Raw genomic sequence first — 18,080 nt, 5'->3', positions numbered from 1 at the left:
CACGGATGTGACCATTACAGGCCCCGGCACTTGTGTCGGGGCCTGTTCTATTTGGGCATCCATCGAAAACCAATGTGGGAGCGAGCCTGCTCGCGAATGCGTAGTGTCAGCCGACAAGTTCGTCAGTAGACAGACCGTATTCGCGAGCAGGCTCGCTCCCACAGGGTAAATTTCGTTCGGCTTAATTGCCGCGTTTGCTGTTGATCTGCCGCAAGCGGTTGCCTTCGAAGCGCAGGTATTGATACATGCCGTTGTTCGGGCCGTAGGTCCATTCCTCGACCTGAAACTCTTCGCGGCGATTGGCACTGCGCTTGTAGCCGAGCACGTCGCGACTGACCGGCTCGCCGCATTTTTGCAGCACTTCGCTTGCGCGGTCGCCGAGGCTGATCAACTGGCTGCCGCAGCGCAAGGTATCCGAAGCCGACGCGTGGCCGGCGGCGCACGTCAGAGCGAGCACAGCCAGCCAGTTACGCATGATCACTCCGCATCCAGGTGCATTTGCGTCACCACGCGGCCATCGCTTTCGGCCTCGCCGAGGTTGGCGTCGATAAAGTACACGCGGTCATCTTCGAGCTTGCCCTTGTCGACCAGATAATCCTTGATGGTGCTGGCGCGATCCTGGCCCAACTGCCGCAGCAGCACATCGCTGCCACTCCAGAACGCGATCACGCCCTGACGCATTTTCGCCGTGCGTTCTTCTTTGCCGAGATCTTTCCATTCAACCGGTGGCTGGGTTTTCAGGCGGGTGCGGTAGATGCCTTCGAGCAATGCGCCTTTCTCGCCTTCGGGCACTTGCAGCAGCGAGGCCTGGGCCGGGACTTTGTCGCCACGGCGCTGGAGCATCTTGTAATAGTTGTATTGGTATTCGCGTTCCAGGCGTTGCTCGGCCAGCAGTGGCCCATCGCTGCTCTTCGCGGCAGTGCCTTCGATCTCCAGGCGCAGCGCCGGACGTTCCTTGAGCGCCTGCGACAGTTTCACCAGCGCCGCTTCGGCGTCTTTGCTCAGATCGCTGGAGCCCGGCGCGAAGGACACCGTGCCGAGGTCTTCGGAGCCGCCGCCACTGACCAGCCCGCCGATCATCTTGAACGGCGCGGCGGCAGCTTTGACGATCAAATTGCGCAGGGTCTGCCAGACGATCGGCATGACGCTGAACTGTGGATTATTCAGGTCGCCGGTCACCGGCAATTCGATGGAGATCTTGCCGTCGACGTCCTTGAGCAGGGCGATCGCCAGTTTCAGCGGCAGACTCACTGCATCAGGGCTGTCGACCTTCTCGCCCAGTTGCAACTGCTCGACGACGACTTTGTTCTCGGCTTTCAGTTGGCCTTTGGTGATCAGGTAGTGCAGATCAAGGTTGAGCCGGCCCTTGCGGATGCGGTAGCCGGCGAATTTGCCGGAGTAGGGCGTCAGGGTGGTTAGCTCGACGCGTTTGAAACTGGTAGCGATGTCGAGGCTGGCCATCGGGTCAAACGGATTCACCGCGCCCTTGATGGTCACCGGCGCATAGCGGTCGACCTTGCCTTTGATGTCGACGCTGGCCGGTTTTGCCTGACGGCTGTCGATGGTGCCGATCTGACCATTAAGCTGTTGCACGGCGGTGGCGAAATTCGGCGTCAGGCTGAAGTCGGCGAAGTTGGCCGAGCCGTCGTTGATCGCAATCGCGCCGATGTGAATGCCCAGCGGTTTGTCCTTGCTGGCCGGTTTGGCTGCGGTGCTTTTTGCTCCGCTGTCGGCCGGTTGCGGGATCAGCAGGTCGTCGACGTTGGTGGTGCGGTCGTCGTTGATCATGAAGCGCACGTACGGCTGCAACAGGTTGACCTTGTCGATCGACAGGCTGTCGCCGTGCTGATAGTTGATGCCGTCGACCACGACTTGCTGCCATTTGAGGAAGTCGCGGGTCTTCAGCGTATCGAGGGTGTGCAGTTGATCAATCTGCGCGCGACCGGTGACGCTGAGGGCCAGTGGCTCGGTGCTCTTCAGGTTGACCTTGAGGTCACTGCCGAGCATGCCGCTGCGCAGTTCCAGGCGAATGAACGGGTTGATGTAGGACTGCGCGACACGCAAGTCGACGTCCTCGGTTTTCACGTTGAGCTGTGCGTTGACGGGGGCCAGATTGACCGTGCCGTCTGCGCTGATCTTGCCTTGCTTGCCCAGACCGCTGTCGAGCTTGAGCTTGAAAGGCGAGCCGTTGAGGCTGTCGAAATCCTGCAGGTCGACGTTCAGCGGGGTGATGTCCAGCGCCACCGCCGGTTGCGCCGAGCGGTCGGCGAGATGGACAGTGTAGTTGCGCAGTTGCACATCCTTGACCAGCACCTGCCATGGCTTGCTCGGGGCGCTTGGCTCAGGTTTCGGCGAGTCGGCGGCGGCCGGTGAATCCGTAGGTTCTGCAGCGGCTTTGGCCGCCGGTTTCGACGGTTGGCTGGCGAACAGCTTCTGCCAGTCCAGTTGGCCGTCGGCTTCCAGCGCCGCCCAGGTTTCCAGTTTGTTGCTGCGGATCTTGCCGACCATTACTTGCTGCTTGGCCAGGTCCAGCGAGGTGTCGCTGACGTCGAGGCGCTCGAGCCTGGCCAGCGGACGTCCGTCCGGAGCCTTGATGGCAAACGGCGCAATGCTCACCGCGACGTTGTTCAGCAGCAGTTCGGTCTGTTTCGACAGGTTGAGTTTGTACTCGGTGCTGAGGCTGACCACGCCGTTTTCCAGTACCAGCGGCACGGCGTCACGCACGTAGGGCCAGAAGGATTTCATCTGGCCATCGGTGACTTTCAGGGTGCCTTCGGAGGTGAACGGGATCAGGCTGAAATTGCCGGTCCAGTCGATCCGCCCGCCAGCGGGGCCGATGGCGACGAGGGTCATGTCGGCGCTGTCCTCGGGCAGGGTGCTGAGGTTTTTCAGCTCGAAACTGAGGTCGTCGTAAAGAAATTCGATCGGCTCACTGGGCCGCATATCCTCGAAATGCACCACGCCGCCGGCCAGTTTGATGTTGTCGATACGCAGCGGGAACGGCTTGGCGTCGGGATCGGCGGGTGTCGGCTCGCTCGGCGGCAGGTTGAACAGGCCGAGCAGGTTGAGCTTGCCGTCCTTGGCGAAGAGGATTTCGCTTTTGGGTTTGTCCAGTTCGATGTCGGACAGGTGCAGGGCCTTGGTCCACAGGCTGTCGATTTGCAGGTTGGCATAGAGGCGATCGAAGCCGACCTGCTCCTTGCCCGGCTCGCCGATGACCAGGCCCCACAGGGAAACTTCCAGGCTGAACGGGTTGAGTTCGATGCGCTGCAGATGCGCGGGCACCGTCGCGTAGTTGGCCAGTTGCTGGTTGGCCACGCGCAAGGCAATGCCCGGCAGGATCAGAAACCCCAGCAGGCTGTAGAGGGCCATGGCTGTCAGCAGTGCGCCAATCGCGCGAATCAATCCTTTGGGCATGTGCGGCTTCATCTGTCTGAATCGGAGTGCCTTGGAGTATGGCACGCGATTCTGGTTCCGAAGTGCCTGATGTGGGACAGGATTGTTCAGAAATTTCTGTAGGAATAGATCTCCCCGGTGGGAGCGAGCCTGCTCGCGAATGCGGTGGTTCAGTGAAAAACAAGTCGACTGACACTGCGCTTTCGCGAGCAGGCTCGCTCCCACAGGGGAATGTAATCGCTCATGCTTGAGGGATTAGAGCTGCAAAATCAGTGTCTTCAACGGTGGCTGCTGGTCCCGCGAGGGGAAGTCGGCACCCGGGGTCATCACGCTCCATTCGCGCACCGGGCGGCCGGCCTTTTCGGCGCAGCGCAGCACTTGTTCGCGCCAGTCGTCCATGCTGACTTTCGCCAGGTTGTTGCAGCAGATCAGTACGCCATTGTCGGCGGTGGTCAGCAGCGCCGGTTTGAGCAGGCTCTGATAATCGCGTAGCAGGTCGACTGTGCCGAACGCACTTTTGGCCCACGCCGGCGGATCGAGCAGGACCAGATCGTATTGGCGCTGTTCGAGGCGCTGATAGCTCGGCAACTTCTGCCCGCGCCGCACGCTGATCGGCAGGCCAGCAAGCTGACGGATCGCCGGGAAGTAATCGGACTGAATGAATTGCATCTCCGGCAGTTGCGGGTTGAGCAAACCATTCTCGCGACCGACCGCCAGATTGCCCTCGGCAAAATCGAGGTTGCACACCTCACGTGCACCGCCGGCCGCCGCACTGAGGCCAACGCCGCAGGTGTAGGAAAACAGGTTGAGCACGCTTTTGCCTTGCGCGTGATCCTTGACCCAGCCACGGGTGTTGCGCAGGTCGAGGAACAGCAGCGGATCCTGCCCGGCATGACGCCCGCGTACGCGGTAGTTCAGGCCCCATTCATGCCCGACCAGATCGGCCAGTGCGGCGTCATCGGCTTTATAGACGCTGTCCTCGCGATCGATCCGCGAGTTGCCACGGGAGCGGTCGTTGTAGACCAGCAGGCTGTCGAAGCCCAGGGTCTGGTTGACCATGGCGTGCAGTTGCAGCAGGTCGTCACGTTCGAGCGTCTGGTGAAAACTCTGCACCAGCAGTTGCGGGCCGTAGCGGTCGATGGTCAGGCCGCCGGCACCTTCCTGGCTGCCATGGAACAGCCGATAGCAATCGGTGCCCTGGCTGTGCAGCGCAGCGAGCAGGTCCTGGCGTTGATCGAGGGCGGCGCGCAGCGCCTGATTCAAGGAAGACATGCGGGCGCCTTGCTGAAAAAACGCGAAGCTTAGCAGTCGGGGCGCTACAAGCGGCAAGTTTCTAGCTGCAAGCTAAAAGCGAAAAGCTGCGCGGACCGCTTTAGCTTGCAGTTTGTAGCTAGAAACTTGCAGCTCTCAAGTATTGAGCCGCTTGTCGACGAGGTCCTGCACCACACTCGGATCAGCCAGGGTCGAAGTATCGCCGAGGCTGTCGAGCTCATTGCAGGCAATCTTGCGCAAAATCCGCCGCATGATCTTGCCCGAGCGGGTCTTGGGCAATGCTGGCGCCCACTGGATCAGGTCCGGTTTGGCGAAGCTGCCGATCTCCTTGCTGACATGCGCCAGCAGGTCTTTCTTCAGCTCTTCGTTGGCCTCGGTGCCGTTCATTGGCGTCACGAATGCGTAGATGCCCTGGCCTTTGACGTCGTGGGGATAACCGACCACGGCGGCCTCGGCGATGCTGTCGTGCAGCACCAGGGCGCTCTCCACTTCGGCGGTGCCGATGCGGTGGCCGGAGACGTTGATCACATCGTCGATGCGTCCGGTGATCCAGTAATCGCCGTCCTCGTCGCGGCGGGCGCCGTCGCCGGTGAAGTAATAGCCGGGGTAGGGTTTGAAGTAGGTGTCGATCATCCGCTGCGGATCGCCGTAGACGCTGCGAATCTGCGCCGGCCAGCTCGATTTGATCGCAAGCACGCCACTGCCGGCGCCGTGGATTTCCTTGCCGACTTCGTCGAGCAGTACGGGTTGCACGCCGAACATCGGTTGCGTCGCGCAGCCCGGTTTGATCCGTTGCGCGCTGACCAGCGGGCTGAGCATGATGCCGCCGGTTTCGGTCTGCCACCAGGTGTCGACGATCGGACAGCGCTGTTCACCGACAGCATTGAAATACCATTCCCACGCTTCCGGGTTGATCGGCTCACCGACGCTGCCGAGCAATCTGAGGCTGGCGCGCGAGGTTTCCTTCAATGGTCCGGCACCTTCGCGCATCAGCGCGCGCAGGGCGGTGGGCGCGGTGTAAAAGATGTTGACCTTGTGCTTGTCGATGACCTGCCAGAAGCGCGAACTGCTCGGGTAGCTCGGCACGCCTTCGAACATCAGTGTGGTCGCACCGTTGGCCAGCGGCCCGTAGACGATGTAACTGTGGCCGGTGACCCAGCCGACGTCGGCGGTGCACCAGAACACTTCGCCGTCGCGGTAGTCGAGTACGTACTTGAAGGTCATTGCCGCTTGCAGCAGGTAGCCGCCGGTGGTGTGCAGCACGCCTTTGGGTTTGCCGGTGCTGCCGGAGGTGTAGAGGATGAACAGCGGGTCTTCAGCGTCCATCGGTTCCGGCGGGCAGTCGTCGCTGACCTCGCGCACGGCCTGGTGATACCAAAGGTCACGGCCTTCGACCCAATCGACCTGGCCCTGAGTGCGCTCGACCACCACCACGGTGCTGACGTTCGGGCAACTTTGCAGGGCTTTGTCGACGTTGTTTTTCAGCGGCACGAAGCGGCCGCCGCGCACGCCTTCATCGGCCGTGATCACGGTACGGCAGTCGGCATCGAGAATCCGGTCGCGCAGGGAATCCGGAGAGAATCCGCCGAACACCACCGAGTGAATCGCACCGATCCGCGCGCAGGCGAGCATGGCGTAGGCGGCTTCGGGGATCATCGGCATGTAGATGCACACCCGGTCGCCTTTCTTCACGCCACGGTTTTTCAACACGTTGGCCAGTCGGCAGACGTGATGATGGAGTTTGTTGTAGGTGATTTGCGCCGATTCGGCCGGGTCGTCGCCTTCCCAGAGCAGGGCGGTCTGTTCGCCACGTTGTTCGAGGTGACGGTCGATGCAGTTGTAACTGACGTTGAGCTTGCCGCCGGCGAACCAGGCCGCTTCACCGGTTTTCAGGTCATAGCGCTGCACGGTCTGCCACGGCGTGCTCCAATCGAGGAAACGCGTGGCCTGCTCGGCCCAGAAGGCGCTGGGGTGTTCAATCGATTCGCGGTACAGGCGCCGATACTCGTCCTGGCTCAACTGAGCGGCCTGGCGCACGGCATCGGCTTTGGGGAACGTGCTGATATCGAACATGACGGTTCCTTATTCTTGTGGTGCGACACGAATAAAGATGCGCCGAGCGCTGCACAGGTTCAAGTCATGCGCCAAAACAACTGTGGGAGCGAGCCTGCTCGCGAAGGCGGCGGATCAGTCAACACAGTGTTGAATGACGCACCGATTTCGCGAGCAGGCTCGCTCCCACAGGGGAACAGCGTTGTGCCCGAAGGCTTTTATCAGCCGCGATGACGCCCGCGGAAGTAGTTGATCAGGCCTTGAGTCGAGGCATCGTCAGCCACGGTCTCGTCGCTGCCGACCAGGCGGTTGTAGACGCCTTTGCCCAATTCCTTGCCCAGTTCCACACCCCACTGGTCGAAGGCGTTGATGCCCCAGACCACGCTTTGCACGAACACTTTGTGCTCATACATCGCAACCAGGGCGCCGAGGCGACGCGGGCTGATGCGTTCGACCACCAGGGTGTTGCTCGGACGATTGCCCGGGATCACCTTGTGCGGCGCAAGTTTGCGCACGTCGTCTTCGCCCATGCCTTTGTCGCGCAGCTCGGCTTCGGCTTCCGGCAGGGTCTTGCCGAGCATCAGCGCCTGGCTCTGCGACAGGCAGTTGGCGTACAGCCACTGGTGATGGTCGGAAACCGGGTTGAAGCTGACGATCGGCACGATGAAGTCGGCCGGGATCAGTTGGGTGCCCTGGTGCAGCAACTGGTGGTAAGCGTGCTGACCGTTGCAGCCGACGCCGCCCCAGATCACCGGGCCGGTATCGGTCGACACCGAGGTGCCGTCCTGACGCACGCTCTTGCCGTTGGACTCCATGTCGAGCTGTTGCAAGTGCTTGGTGATGTTGCGCAGGTAGTGGTCGTACGGCAGGATCGCGTGGCTCTGCGCACCCCAGAAGTTGCCGTACCACACGCCGAGCAGCGCCAGCAGCACTGGCATGTTCTGTTCGAACGGCGCGGTCTGGAAATGCTGGTCCATGGTGTAGGCACCGGACAGCAGTTCCTTGAAGTTGGACATGCCGATGGCCAGCGCAATCGGCAAACCGATCGCCGACCACAGCGAGTAGCGCCCGCCGACCCAGTCCCACATCGGGAAGATGTTTTCTTCGCGAATCCCGAAAGCCACAGCGGCGGCGTTGTTGCTCGACACAGCGATGAAGTGGCGATACAGCTCGGCTTCCGAGCCGCCCTGCGCCAGGTACCAGGCGCGTGCGGCCTGCGCGTTTTTCAACGTTTCGAGAGTGTTGAACGACTTCGACGAAACGATGAACAGCGTGGTCTCGGCGCGCAGTTTCTGCGTCAGCTCGTGGAATTCGCTGCCGTCGATGTTTGCCAGATAGTGGCAACGTACGCCTTTCTGCGCGTAGGACAGCAGTGCTTCGGAGACCAGCTCAGGACCGAGGAACGAGCCACCGATGCCGATGTTGACCACGTCAGTGATCGGCTTCTCGGTGTAACCGCGCCACAAGCCATCGTGGATGCGGCCGACCAGATCGGTGATCTGGTTCAGCACCTTGTGCACTTCCGGCATCACGTTGACGCCGTTGACCGACAACTTGTCGCCGACCGGGCGGCGCAGGGCGGTGTGCAGTGCCGGGCGGCCTTCGGAGGCGTTGACGATTTCGCCGTCGAACAGCGCTTTGATCGCGCCCTTCAGATCGACTTCATTGGCCAGGCCCACGAGCAGGTCGCGGGTCTCGGCGTTGATCAAATTCTTCGAATAATCGAGAAACAGACCGCAGCTGCTGAGGGTGAACTGATTGAAACGCTGCGGATCGGCGTTGAAGGCCTCGCGCATGCTGAAATCCTGCATGGCTTGGCGGTGATCTTTCAACGCTTGCCAGGCGGGCAGAGCGGTAACGTCGTGAGGAGTGCGGTAGTACGCCATCGCTGCGGTTTTCCTTTTTACTTGAACGGCCTTTTGAACACGGTACAGATCAACCACGGGTTTTTAGCGCATGGGATCAACTGCGTCGACACGAGATCTGGACACAGGGCGAATACAGTAAACCTCGCGCTGCGTTCTGTCTTGACTTTGTCTGACCAGATCCCTGTACTTTTTTAACATCCGCAGAGGAATCTGGCCGACAAACGGAGGTGCCCGAAAGATTTTCGCCCAACCGGCATGCACCGAAAACACCTGTGGGAGCGAGCCTGCTCGCGAAGGCGTGGTGTCAGGCAACTTATAAGTCGCTGATACACCGCCTTCGCGAGCAGGCTCGCTCCCACAGGAAATTCGTTGCTGCTTAAATCGGGCTATCGAGGTTCAGGTGCAGGTTGTCGATCAGCCGCGTAGTGCCGAGGAACGCCGCCGCGAGAATCACCAGATCGCGATCTTCCACCGTCGCCGGACGCAACGTCAGGCCATGGCGTATTTCCAGATAGTCCGGACGCAGCCCCGCCGCTTCCAGCACCTGCGACTGCGCAGCGATCAGCGCCGGGTAATCACGCTCACCTTGCTTGATCGCTTCGGCAATGCTGCTCAGCACGCGATACACCACAGGTGCCACCGCGCGTTGATCTTCACTGAGGAAGCCGTTGCGCGACGACAGCGCCAGACCGTCCGCTGCACGCACGGTCGGCTCGCCGATGATCTGGATCGGCATGTTCAGGTCATGCACCAGTGCGCGGATCACCGCCAGTTGCTGGTAATCCTTCTGGCCGAAAATCGCCAGATCCGGCTGGACCATGTTGAACAGCTTGCTGACTACGGTCGCCACACCTTCGAAGTGCCCCGGACGGCTGGCGCCACACAGGCCTTCGGACAATTGCGGCACACTGACCCGGGTTTGTCCGGCCATGCCGTCCGGGTACATCTCTTCAACCGTCGGCGCAAACAGCAGGTCGCAACCGGCTTCGAGGAGCTTTTCCTGATCGGCGGCGAGGGTGCGCGGGTATTTGTCGAGGTCTTCGCCGGCGCCGAATTGCAACGGATTGACGAAAATACTCGCGACGACGAAATCCACTCGCTGGGTAGCTTTGGTGATCAGTGCTACGTGGCCGCTGTGCAGGTTGCCCATGGTCGGCACGAAGCCGATGCGCTTGCCTTCACTGCGCGCGCGGGCGACGGCGGCACGCAGTTCGCGTACGGTTTTGACGGTGTTCATGCAGAGAATCCGTGTTCGATGCCGGGGAACGTGGTGGCTTTTACTTCGCTGACGTAAGCCTTCAGCGCGGACTGGATGCTGTCCTGACCTTGCATGAAGTTTTTGACGAATTTGGGTACGCGGCCGGTGATCGACAGGCCGAGCATGTCGTGCAATACCAGCACCTGGCCGTCGGTGGCGTTGCCGGCACCGATACCGATCACCGGAATGCTCACGGCCTGGCTGATTTCTGCCGCCAGTTCGCTCGGCACGCACTCAAGCAACAGCATGGCCGCACCGGCCTGCTCCAGCGCGATCGCATCGGCACGCATCTGCCGCGCCTGGTTCTCGTTGCGGCCCTGCACTTTATAGCCACCGAGGATGTTCACTGCTTGCGGGGTCAGGCCCATGTGCGCACACACCGGCACACCGCGCTCGGCAAGCAGGCGGATCGACTCCGCCAGCCACAGTTGACCTTCAACCTTGACCATGTGCGCACCGGCCTGCATCAGCATGGCGCTGTTGTTCATGGTCTGTTCGAGGGTAGCGTTGGCCATGAACGGCAGGTCGGCGAGGATCAGCGCATCGCCATTGCCACGCTTGACGCTGGCGACGTGGTAGGCCATTTCCGCCGTGGTCACTGGCAGGGTGCTGTCGTGACCCTGCAGAACCATGCCGAGAGAGTCGCCGACCAGCAGCACTTCGACACCGGCCTCGTTGCAGGCGTGGGCGAAGGTCGCGTCATAGCAGGTCAGCATGGTGATTTTTTCACCTTTCTGCTTGAGGCTCTGGAGCGTGGTCAGGGTGATGGCTGGCATGTAAAAAATCCTCGTTCAGGCGCTCTGGAAACTGCTGCGAGTCACGCGCGTGATTCTTCATCTACTCAGGCGCACGGTCTTGTGTCGTGCTTTGAAAGGCCTGGATTGCGCCCGTTCATACCGGGTTGGCGGCAGCGGGACGCCTATAGTCGTGATGAGCCAACAGGAAGTCAATTGCGTGTGTTACCGCATTGTTACGCGGGAGGTGTTACCGGCGTTACTGATGCGATTCAGCGGCGCGGCGGGCCTGATTCGGGGGATTTTTGTCTGACAATAATAGTGAATCTCACCCGATCAACTGTAGGAGCTGTCGAGTGAAACGAGGCTGCGATCTTTTGATTTTTAGCATCAAGACCAAAAGATCGCAGCGTTCCGCAGCTCCTACACGACGGATTCGTGTCAGGCGTGGGAGAGGCGTTCAAGGCCGACGAACGCGCAGGCGGCCAGCAGATCGGGAAGGGCGCGGCCATCGGGCAAGCGCAGATCCTGCGGTGCCAGTTCAGCCAGGGGATAGAGAACGAAAGCGCGCTCCTGAATCTGGTAATGCGGGACCTTCAGCCGTGGCTCATCGATCAGGCGATCGCCAAACAGCAGAATATCCAGATCCAGCGTGCGTGGCCCCCAGCGCTCAAGACGCTCGCGGCCCTGAGCGTTTTCGATCGCTTGCAAGGCGTCGAGCAGCTCGATCGGTGCGAGCGAACTGTCGAGGGCTGCGACGGCATTGGTGTAACGAGGCTGGCCCGGCAACAGCGAATCGCTTTGATAAAAGGCTGAGACGCCGGCAAGGCTCGTCTGCGGCAATTGCCCCAGCGCCGCGATGGCGCTGCGCAACTGGTCGGCCGGGTCAGCGAGGTTGCTGCCCAGGCCGATGTAGATGCGTTCCATCGCTTACTCGCCCGTCGCGCTCGAAGCACCGGCGCGCTTGCGCTTGGAACCGCCGCTGCGGCGCCGTTTGCGTGGCGCGCCGCTGGCATCGTCGCCCTTGCCGCTGAGGTCGCGGATCATGTCGCGACGCTCGCTGTCGTTGGCGTCCTGATAATCGGTCCACCACTCGCCGAGGCCATCGGTCTCCTCGCCGGCGCTTTCACGCAGCAGCAGGAAATCGTAACCGGCACGGAAGCGCGGGTTGTCCAGCAACAGATCGGCGCGTTTGCCGCTGCGCCGTGGCAGGCGTTCCTGCATGTCCCAGATTTCGCGGATCGGCATGGTAAAGCGCTTCGGAATTGCGATGCGCTGGCACTGCTCGGCAATCAGCTCGTGAGCGGCTTCCTGCATCGCCGGAATCGGCGGCATGCCACGTTCCTGCAGACGCAATACGCGCGCCGGCAGCGCAGGCCAGAGCAGGGCGGCGAAGAGGAACGCCGGGGTCACCGGTTTGTTCTGCTTGATGCGCAGGTCGGTGTTGGTCAGTGCTTCGCTGATCAGCGTGTGGGTATATTCCGGATTGTATTCCAGCGCCTCGGCACTGGCCGGGAACAGCGGCGAGAACAGTTGCAGATCAACCAGCATTTCAAAGGTGATTGCGCCGTGCCCGGAGAGGAACAGCTTGAGCACTTCTTCGAACAGCCGCGCCGACGGAATCTCGCGCAGCATCGGCGCCAATTCACGGATCGGCTGCACGGTGTGCTTCTCGATGCCGAAGTTGAGCTTGGCGGCGAAACGCACGGCCCGCAGCATGCGCACCGGGTCTTCCTGATAGCGCTGCTTCGGGTCGCCGATCAGACGGATCAGGTGATTGCGGATGTCGTGCACGCCATTGGCGTAATCGAGAATGCGCTCACTGACCGGATCGTAATACAGGGCGTTGATGGTGAAGTCGCGGCGTTGCGCGTCTTCTTCCAGGGTGCCGTAGACGTTGTCGCGCAGAATCCGCCCGCTCTCGTTGCGCGAAGACTGGTTGCTGTCTTCGTCGTCTTCGTTGACCGGGTGGTTGGCGCGGAAGGTCGCGACTTCAATGATTTCGCGACCGAAATGGATGTGCACCAGCTTGAACCGGCGGCCGATGATTCGCGCATTGCGGAATTCGGCACGCACCTGCTCGGGGGTGGCACTGGTGGCGACGTCGAAGTCCTTGGGCGTGATGCCCAGCAGCATGTCACGCACGCAACCACCGACCAGATAAGCCTGGTAACCGGCACCTTGCAGGCGTTCGACGATATTCACCGCATAGCGGCTGAACTGCGTTTTCTGCAGCGAATGTTGGCCGCTGTTGAGCACTTCAGGGGTGCTGCGGATGTGTTGCGTACGACGCACGGGAGTTCGGAATGACTGGAACAGCTTCTTCAGCATGGGATGCACTGTTTGAAGGAATGTTCGGCCATACCAAAAGAATGACCGCATGATGGGCGCAGATTCTAGCATTTAGTCGGGGGATGGTGTAGGAGACAGCAGATTCGAGCTGAAAGCCGCAAGCTACAAGGGTGAAGCGGGGGTAGAGCGGAGGATTTTTTGCAGAAGGGAGAAACTACAAGGGGAGCCGAAGCTCCCCAAGAAGTAGTTGCGTGCTCTTTTTATTATTGATTCGGGCTTTTTGTTTTTGTTGAGTGCCCTCGCCACGAAGTGTTTCCTTCGTGACCCTCCCAATCGGGAGCCAAGAGCAAACGGATTGCTTTGGTCGCTGAATTGCAGTGATCTGTCGATCCAACCAGTACAGGCTCTGTCTTAGGACAGTTTTTGTTGTTCTCGGCCTGGTCGTGGGGCAAGCCCCAAATACAACGCCTCTCCAAAAGAATCAGTTAGCTGCGCCTCTCGCCGTCTTGTTTTTATTGTGCGTGAGTCGATTCGTCTTATTTTTATTGTCTTGTGCATTGCTTGTTATTGTTCTTGTACCAAACATATAGCAGGGTGCGTGCCAACTTTTGCCAAGCCCAGTAAAACAAGGGGTTAGGTCGATATAACCGTTTTGCAGGGGCGAAAAAAAGCCGGGGTTTCGTTACCGATAACCCCGGCTTCTGTTACGTGAATCGACTGCGGTAACAGTTTTTTCACATTGTCATGCGTTACCCGCGCACGCGGTGGGTAACGCTCAGCTCTCGCTGGCAACCCCGGTCTTGCGCCGTGGAATCCCCAGACGCTGGCGGCGTTCCCACAGGCATTTGCGGCTGACGCCGAGTTTGCGTGCCAGTTCGGTCTCGGTCATGTGGTCCTGATGCTCGAGGACGAAATGCTGGAAATAGTCTTCCAGCGACAGATCCTCGGTCGGCTCATGGCTGCTGTTGCTGGCGTTACCGCCGGTTTGCGGCGGCAGACCGATGAACTCGTCGTCTTCCAGATCGCTCAGCTCGATGTCGATGCCCAGCAGGTCGGCCGAGATCTCCGGGCTTTCGCTGAGAATCACCGCGCGCTCGACAGCGTTTTCCAGCTCACGGACGTTACCCGGCCAGGAATAGTGCCGGATCGCCTGTTCGGCATCGGCAGCGAATTTCAGGTCGGTGCGATTGATCCGCGCGCTCTGGCGAGCGAGGAAGGCATTGGCGATTTCGTTGACGTCGGCGCCGCGCTCGCGCAGCGGCGGCAGCTTCAGGGCAATCACGTGCAGACGGTAATAAAGGTCTTCACGGAACTGACCGATTTTCGCCAGGCTCTTCAGATCGCGGTGAGTTGCAGCGATCAGGCGCACATCGACTTTCTGTGACTGCACCGAACCTACGCGGCGAATTTCGCCCTCCTGCAGAACCCGCAGCAAGCGAGCCTGGGCTTCGAGGGGCAGTTCGCCGATCTCATCGAGAAACAAGGTGCCGCCGTCCGCCGCTTCGACCAGACCGGCGCGACCGGCACTGGCGCCGGTGAACGCGCCTTTCTCGTGGCCGAACAGTTCGGATTCGATCAGGCTTTCCGGAATCGCCGCGCAGTTCACCGAAATCATCGGCGCCTTGGCGCGTTTCGACAGATTGTGCAGAGCGCGGGCCACCAGTTCTTTACCGGTACCGGACTCACCCTGAATCAACACGTTGGAATCGGTTGGCGCGACTTTGCGGATCTTGCTGTACAGGTCCTGCATCGGTGGGCAGGAGCCGATGATGCCAATTTCACCATTGCTGTTATCCACAGCGGCTTTGCCATTGCCAGCGGCAGGCTTGCTCGCGGTGGCTTCGCCGGCAGCCGGCGCCGACTGGCGATCGCGCAGGATCCGCGCAACCGCCTGGAGCATTTCATCGTGGTCGAACGGCTTGGCGATGTAATCGACCGCGCCCATTTTCATCGAGTCGACCGCCGAGCGCAGGCTGGCGTAACTGGTCATGATCAGCACCGGTGTGCCCTGGCCGAGCTTGATCAGCTCGGTGCCCGGAGCGCCCGGCAGGCGCAGGTCGCTGACGATCAGATCGAACGTAGGAATGGTGAAGCGTTCTTGTGCTTCCTGCACTGATCCGGCTTCGCTGACCTGGTACTGGTTGCGTTCCAGCAGGCGGCGCAAGGCGGAGCGGATGATTGTTTCGTCTTCGACGATCAAAATGTGCGGCATTGATTCGATACTCTCGACGGTCTCAGTTCACAGCGGACGTCGCTTCGACATGACGCGGTAAGGTCACCCGGATACGGGTGCCGCGTTGGCTTTGTACATCAGCCGGGCTGTCGATGGTGATTTGTCCATAATGCTCTTCAACGATGGAATAGACCAGTGCAAGGCCCAGACCGGTGCCTTCGCCAGGATCCTTGGTGGTGAAGAAAGGTTCGAACAATCGGTCCATGATGCTCGACGGAATACCACTGCCTTCGTCTTCGACGATCAGATCGACCGTGTGTTCGCCGGCTTCGCTCTTGACCCGTACCGCGCTGTGCGGCGGCGAGGCGTCGCGGGCGTTGGAGAGCAGATTGATCAGTACCTGTGCGAGCCGTTGCGGGTCGCCTTCGACCCAGTGGTCGGGATCGCACAGGTTGTAGAACTGCACTTCGAAATTGCGTCGGTTCAGCGCCAGCAGGCCGATGGCGTCCTGCGCGACTTCGGCCAGACACACCGGTTCGTCACTGTGCTGATGGCTGCCGGCATGGGCGAAGCTCATCAGCGACTGGACGATGCGCGAGACGCGTTTGGTCTGCTCGAGAATCTGCCCGCTGATTTCCGTCAGCTCGCCGTCATCTTCGCGCTCTTCGCGCAGATTTTGCGCCAGACAGGCAATGCCGGTGATCGGGTTGCCGATCTCGTGGGCTACACCCGCTGCGAGTCGACCGATGCTGGCCAGCCGTTCGGAATGCACCAGTTTATCTTCGAGCATCTGCGTTTCGGTCAAATCCTCGACGAGTAACACCAGACCACTGTTACCCGGTGCCAACGGCTCGTCGATTGCTGCTTTGTGCAGGTTCAGCCAGCGGGTCTGACCATCGAGGGCCAGGTGCTGTTTGTGCAAATGCCCGTCGGGCAGGTTGATGAAACCTTGCAGCAATTCTTTCCACGGGTTGGCAATGGTGCTCAGGCGCGAACCGACCACTCGCTGCGCGGCGATGCCGGTCAGCTCTTCCATGGCCTTGTTCCACATCAGGATCTCTTGATCCTTGGCCAGCGAGCAAACGCCCATCGGCAGTTCCTGCAAGGTCTGGCGGTGGTAGCGGCGCAGGGCGTCGAGCTCGGCGGCAAGCCCTGTGAGGCGCGAGTGATAATCCTCGAGACGGCTTTCAATGAAGTGGATGTCTTCGGTGACATAGTTTTCGCCGCCCGCCTTGTAAGGCAGAAAGGTTTCCACCATGTCCTGCGCGACGCTCGGCCCCATCAGGCCGGACAGGTTGGCCTCGATGCGGTCGCGCAAACGGCGCAAGGCGTAAGGCCGGCGTTCATCGAAGGGCAGATACAAGTCGCGCAGCGCTTGCTCGACTTCTTTCTGCGCAGCCTTGGCACCCAGCGGCTTGGCCAGCTGCGTGGCGAATTCCTGCGGCGAGGCGGCGTGCAGTTCGCGGCGTTGCGGGCGGCGCACGTTATCCACCGCACAGGCCTCGGCGGCGCTGGCTTCTTCCGGGCTGGCGTTGGTGAACAGCGAGATCAAAGTGAACATCAGTACGTTGGCGGCCAGCGAGGCGATGGCCGCCATGTGCCAACTGGTGTCGTCGAGCACGTAGATCATGTTCAGCAGCGGGATATAGAAACCCTGCAGATTGCCGACCAGCGGCAGCAACATGGTCACCACCCAGACCGTGATCCCCGCCAGCAGACCGGCAATGAAGCCGCGGCGGTTGGCGGTCGGCCAGTACAGCACCGACAACACCCCGGGCAGAAATTGCAGGGTCGCAACGAACGCGACGATGCCGAGGTTGGCCAGATCCTGCTCGACGCCGAGCATCAGGTAGAAACCGAAACCGGCCATGATGATCGCCACGATCAGCGCCCGACGGGTCCATTTCAGCCAGCGGTAGATATTGCCCTCGGCCGGCGGCTGATAGAGCGGCAGCACCAGATGGTTCAGCGCCATGCCCGACAAGGCCAGGGTGGTGACGATTATCAGGCCACTGGCGGCGGACAGGCCACCGACGTAGGCGAGCAAGGCCAGCGGTTTGCTGTTGGCGGCAATGCCGATACCAAGGGTGAAATATTCCGGGTCGGTGGTGGCGCCGAGTTTCAGGCCGGCCCAGAGAATCAGCGGTACGGCGAGACTCATCAACAGCAGAAACAACGGCAGGCCCCAACTGGCGCTGACCAGCGAGCGCGGATTGAGGTTTTCCGTAAAGGTCATGTGATACATGTGCGGCATGACGATCGCCGAGGCGAAGAACACCAGCAGCAGCGTGCGCCACGGACCTTCCTGCAACGGCGTGTGCAGGGCGGCGAGGGCGGTCTGGTTTTGCAGCAGCCACAGTTCGAGCTGTTGCGGCCCGTCGAACACCCCATACAGTGCATACAGGCCAACGCCGCCGAGAGCGATCAGTTTGATGATCGATTCGAAGGCAATCGCGAACACCAGCCCTTCATGTTTCTCGCGCGTGGCGATGTGCCGGGAACCGAAGAAAATCGTGAACAGAATGATCAGCGCACAGAACGCCAGCGCCACGCGGCTCTGCACACGTTCGCCGGTGAGAATGCCGATCGAGTCGGCCACGGCCTGAATCTGCAAGGCAAGCAATGGCAAGACGCCAATCAGCATGAAAATCGTGGTCAGCGCACCGGCCCAGGTGCTGCGAAAGCGGAAGGCAAACAGGTCGGCCAGCGACGACAGTTGATAGGTGCGGGTGATTTTCAGGATCGGATAAAGCAGCACCGGCGCCAGCAGAAACGCACCGGACACGCCGAGATAGCTGGACAGAAAGCCGTAACCATATTGATAGGCCAGGCCCACCGTGCCGTAGAACGCCCAGGCACTGGCGTAAACCCCCAGCGACAAGGTGTAGGTCAGCGGGTGGCGAATGATCGCGCGCGGGATCATGCCCCGTTCGCTGACCCAGGCCACGCCGAACAGCGCCGCCAGGTAGGCCGCGCTGACCAGGATCATCTGGGTCAGGCTAAAGCTCATCGGCATCTTTTTGGCTCTGCAGGAT

11 protein-coding genes are annotated in these 18,080 nt (G+C 60.8%); all 11 read right to left on the bottom strand.

Annotated features, from left to right (window positions below; translation table 11 throughout):
• Positions 1–181 precede the first annotated feature (181 nt).
• Positions 182–475 carry a DUF2845 domain-containing protein gene (locus D6877_RS04420; RefSeq protein WP_178083633.1) on the bottom strand — a complete coding sequence of 98 codons (294 nt, stop codon included), beginning with the start codon at positions 473–475 and terminating at the stop codon, positions 182–184.
• 2 nt (positions 476–477) lie between these two features.
• Positions 478–3,429, bottom strand: coding sequence for a DUF748 domain-containing protein (locus D6877_RS04415; protein WP_130909978.1), 2,952 nt, complete (start codon positions 3,427–3,429; stop codon positions 478–480).
• Positions 3,430–3,651: 222 nt separating this feature from the next.
• Positions 3,652–4,668: a class I SAM-dependent methyltransferase gene (locus D6877_RS04410; RefSeq protein ID WP_130909977.1), complete on the bottom strand. Its 1,017-nt coding sequence runs from the start codon at positions 4,666–4,668 to the stop codon at positions 3,652–3,654.
• A gap of 135 nt (positions 4,669–4,803) precedes the next feature.
• Entirely contained in the window at positions 4,804–6,741 is a 1,938-nt protein-coding gene (gene acs / locus D6877_RS04405) for an acetate--CoA ligase (RefSeq protein ID WP_130909976.1), read from the bottom strand.
• A 200-nt stretch (positions 6,742–6,941) separates the two neighbouring features.
• Entirely contained in the window at positions 6,942–8,606 is a 1,665-nt protein-coding gene (gene pgi, locus D6877_RS04400) for a glucose-6-phosphate isomerase (RefSeq protein WP_130909975.1), read from the bottom strand.
• 358 nt (positions 8,607–8,964) lie between these two features.
• Positions 8,965–9,825: a pantoate--beta-alanine ligase gene (gene panC / locus D6877_RS04395; RefSeq protein ID WP_130909974.1), complete on the bottom strand. Its 861-nt coding sequence runs from the start codon at positions 9,823–9,825 to the stop codon at positions 8,965–8,967.
• Positions 9,822–10,622: a 3-methyl-2-oxobutanoate hydroxymethyltransferase gene (gene panB / locus D6877_RS04390; protein ID WP_122750964.1), complete on the bottom strand. Its 801-nt coding sequence runs from the start codon at positions 10,620–10,622 to the stop codon at positions 9,822–9,824. Before panB ends, panC begins: the two co-directional genes overlap by 4 nt.
• A 399-nt stretch (positions 10,623–11,021) precedes the next feature.
• Positions 11,022–11,507 carry a 2-amino-4-hydroxy-6-hydroxymethyldihydropteridine diphosphokinase gene (gene folK / locus D6877_RS04385; protein ID WP_130909973.1) on the bottom strand — a complete coding sequence of 162 codons (486 nt, stop codon included), beginning with the start codon at positions 11,505–11,507 and terminating at the stop codon, positions 11,022–11,024.
• A 3-nt stretch (positions 11,508–11,510) separates the two neighbouring features.
• Positions 11,511–12,911: a polynucleotide adenylyltransferase PcnB gene (locus D6877_RS04380; protein ID WP_178083632.1), complete on the bottom strand. Its 1,401-nt coding sequence runs from the start codon at positions 12,909–12,911 to the stop codon at positions 11,511–11,513.
• A 736-nt stretch (positions 12,912–13,647) separates the two neighbouring features.
• The gene (locus D6877_RS04375) at positions 13,648–15,084 is read right to left on the bottom strand and encodes a sigma-54 dependent transcriptional regulator (RefSeq protein ID WP_039761623.1); all 1,437 of its coding nucleotides are present in this window, start codon (positions 15,082–15,084) and stop codon (positions 13,648–13,650) included.
• Between the two features lie 22 nt (positions 15,085–15,106).
• Positions 15,107–18,061 carry a sensor histidine kinase gene (locus D6877_RS04370; protein ID WP_178083631.1) on the bottom strand — a complete coding sequence of 985 codons (2,955 nt, stop codon included), beginning with the start codon at positions 18,059–18,061 and terminating at the stop codon, positions 15,107–15,109.
• Between the last annotated feature and the right edge of the window lie 19 nt (positions 18,062–18,080).

This window comes from Pseudomonas sp. Sample_9 (assembly GCF_004307535.1).
Taxonomy (GTDB): Bacteria; Pseudomonadota; Gammaproteobacteria; order Pseudomonadales; family Pseudomonadaceae; genus Aquipseudomonas; species Aquipseudomonas mercuritolerans.
Note: the sequence above shows the minus strand (reverse complement) of the source record. Positions and strands in the feature narration are given on the sequence as shown.

Coding starts and splice junctions, on each gene's coding strand:
- pgi (WP_130909975.1), bottom strand. CDS start 8,606: ATGGCGTACTACCGCACTCCTCACGACGTTACCGCTCTGCCCGCCTGG.
- D6877_RS04375 (WP_039761623.1), bottom strand. CDS start 15,084: ATGCCGCACATTTTGATCGTCGAAGACGAAACAATCATCCGCTCCGCC.
- D6877_RS04410 (WP_130909977.1), bottom strand. CDS start 4,668: ATGTCTTCCTTGAATCAGGCGCTGCGCGCCGCCCTCGATCAACGCCAG.
- folK (WP_130909973.1), bottom strand. CDS start 11,507: ATGGAACGCATCTACATCGGCCTGGGCAGCAACCTCGCTGACCCGGCC.
- acs (WP_130909976.1), bottom strand. CDS start 6,741: ATGTTCGATATCAGCACGTTCCCCAAAGCCGATGCCGTGCGCCAGGCC.
- D6877_RS04380 (WP_178083632.1), bottom strand. CDS start 12,911: ATGCTGAAGAAGCTGTTCCAGTCATTCCGAACTCCCGTGCGTCGTACG.
- D6877_RS04420 (WP_178083633.1), bottom strand. CDS start 475: ATGCGTAACTGGCTGGCTGTGCTCGCTCTGACGTGCGCCGCCGGCCAC.
- D6877_RS04415 (WP_130909978.1), bottom strand. CDS start 3,429: ATGAAGCCGCACATGCCCAAAGGATTGATTCGCGCGATTGGCGCACTG.
- D6877_RS04370 (WP_178083631.1), bottom strand. CDS start 18,061: ATGCCGATGAGCTTTAGCCTGACCCAGATGATCCTGGTCAGCGCGGCC.
- panC (WP_130909974.1), bottom strand. CDS start 9,825: ATGAACACCGTCAAAACCGTACGCGAACTGCGTGCCGCCGTCGCCCGC.
- panB (WP_122750964.1), bottom strand. CDS start 10,622: ATGCCAGCCATCACCCTGACCACGCTCCAGAGCCTCAAGCAGAAAGGT.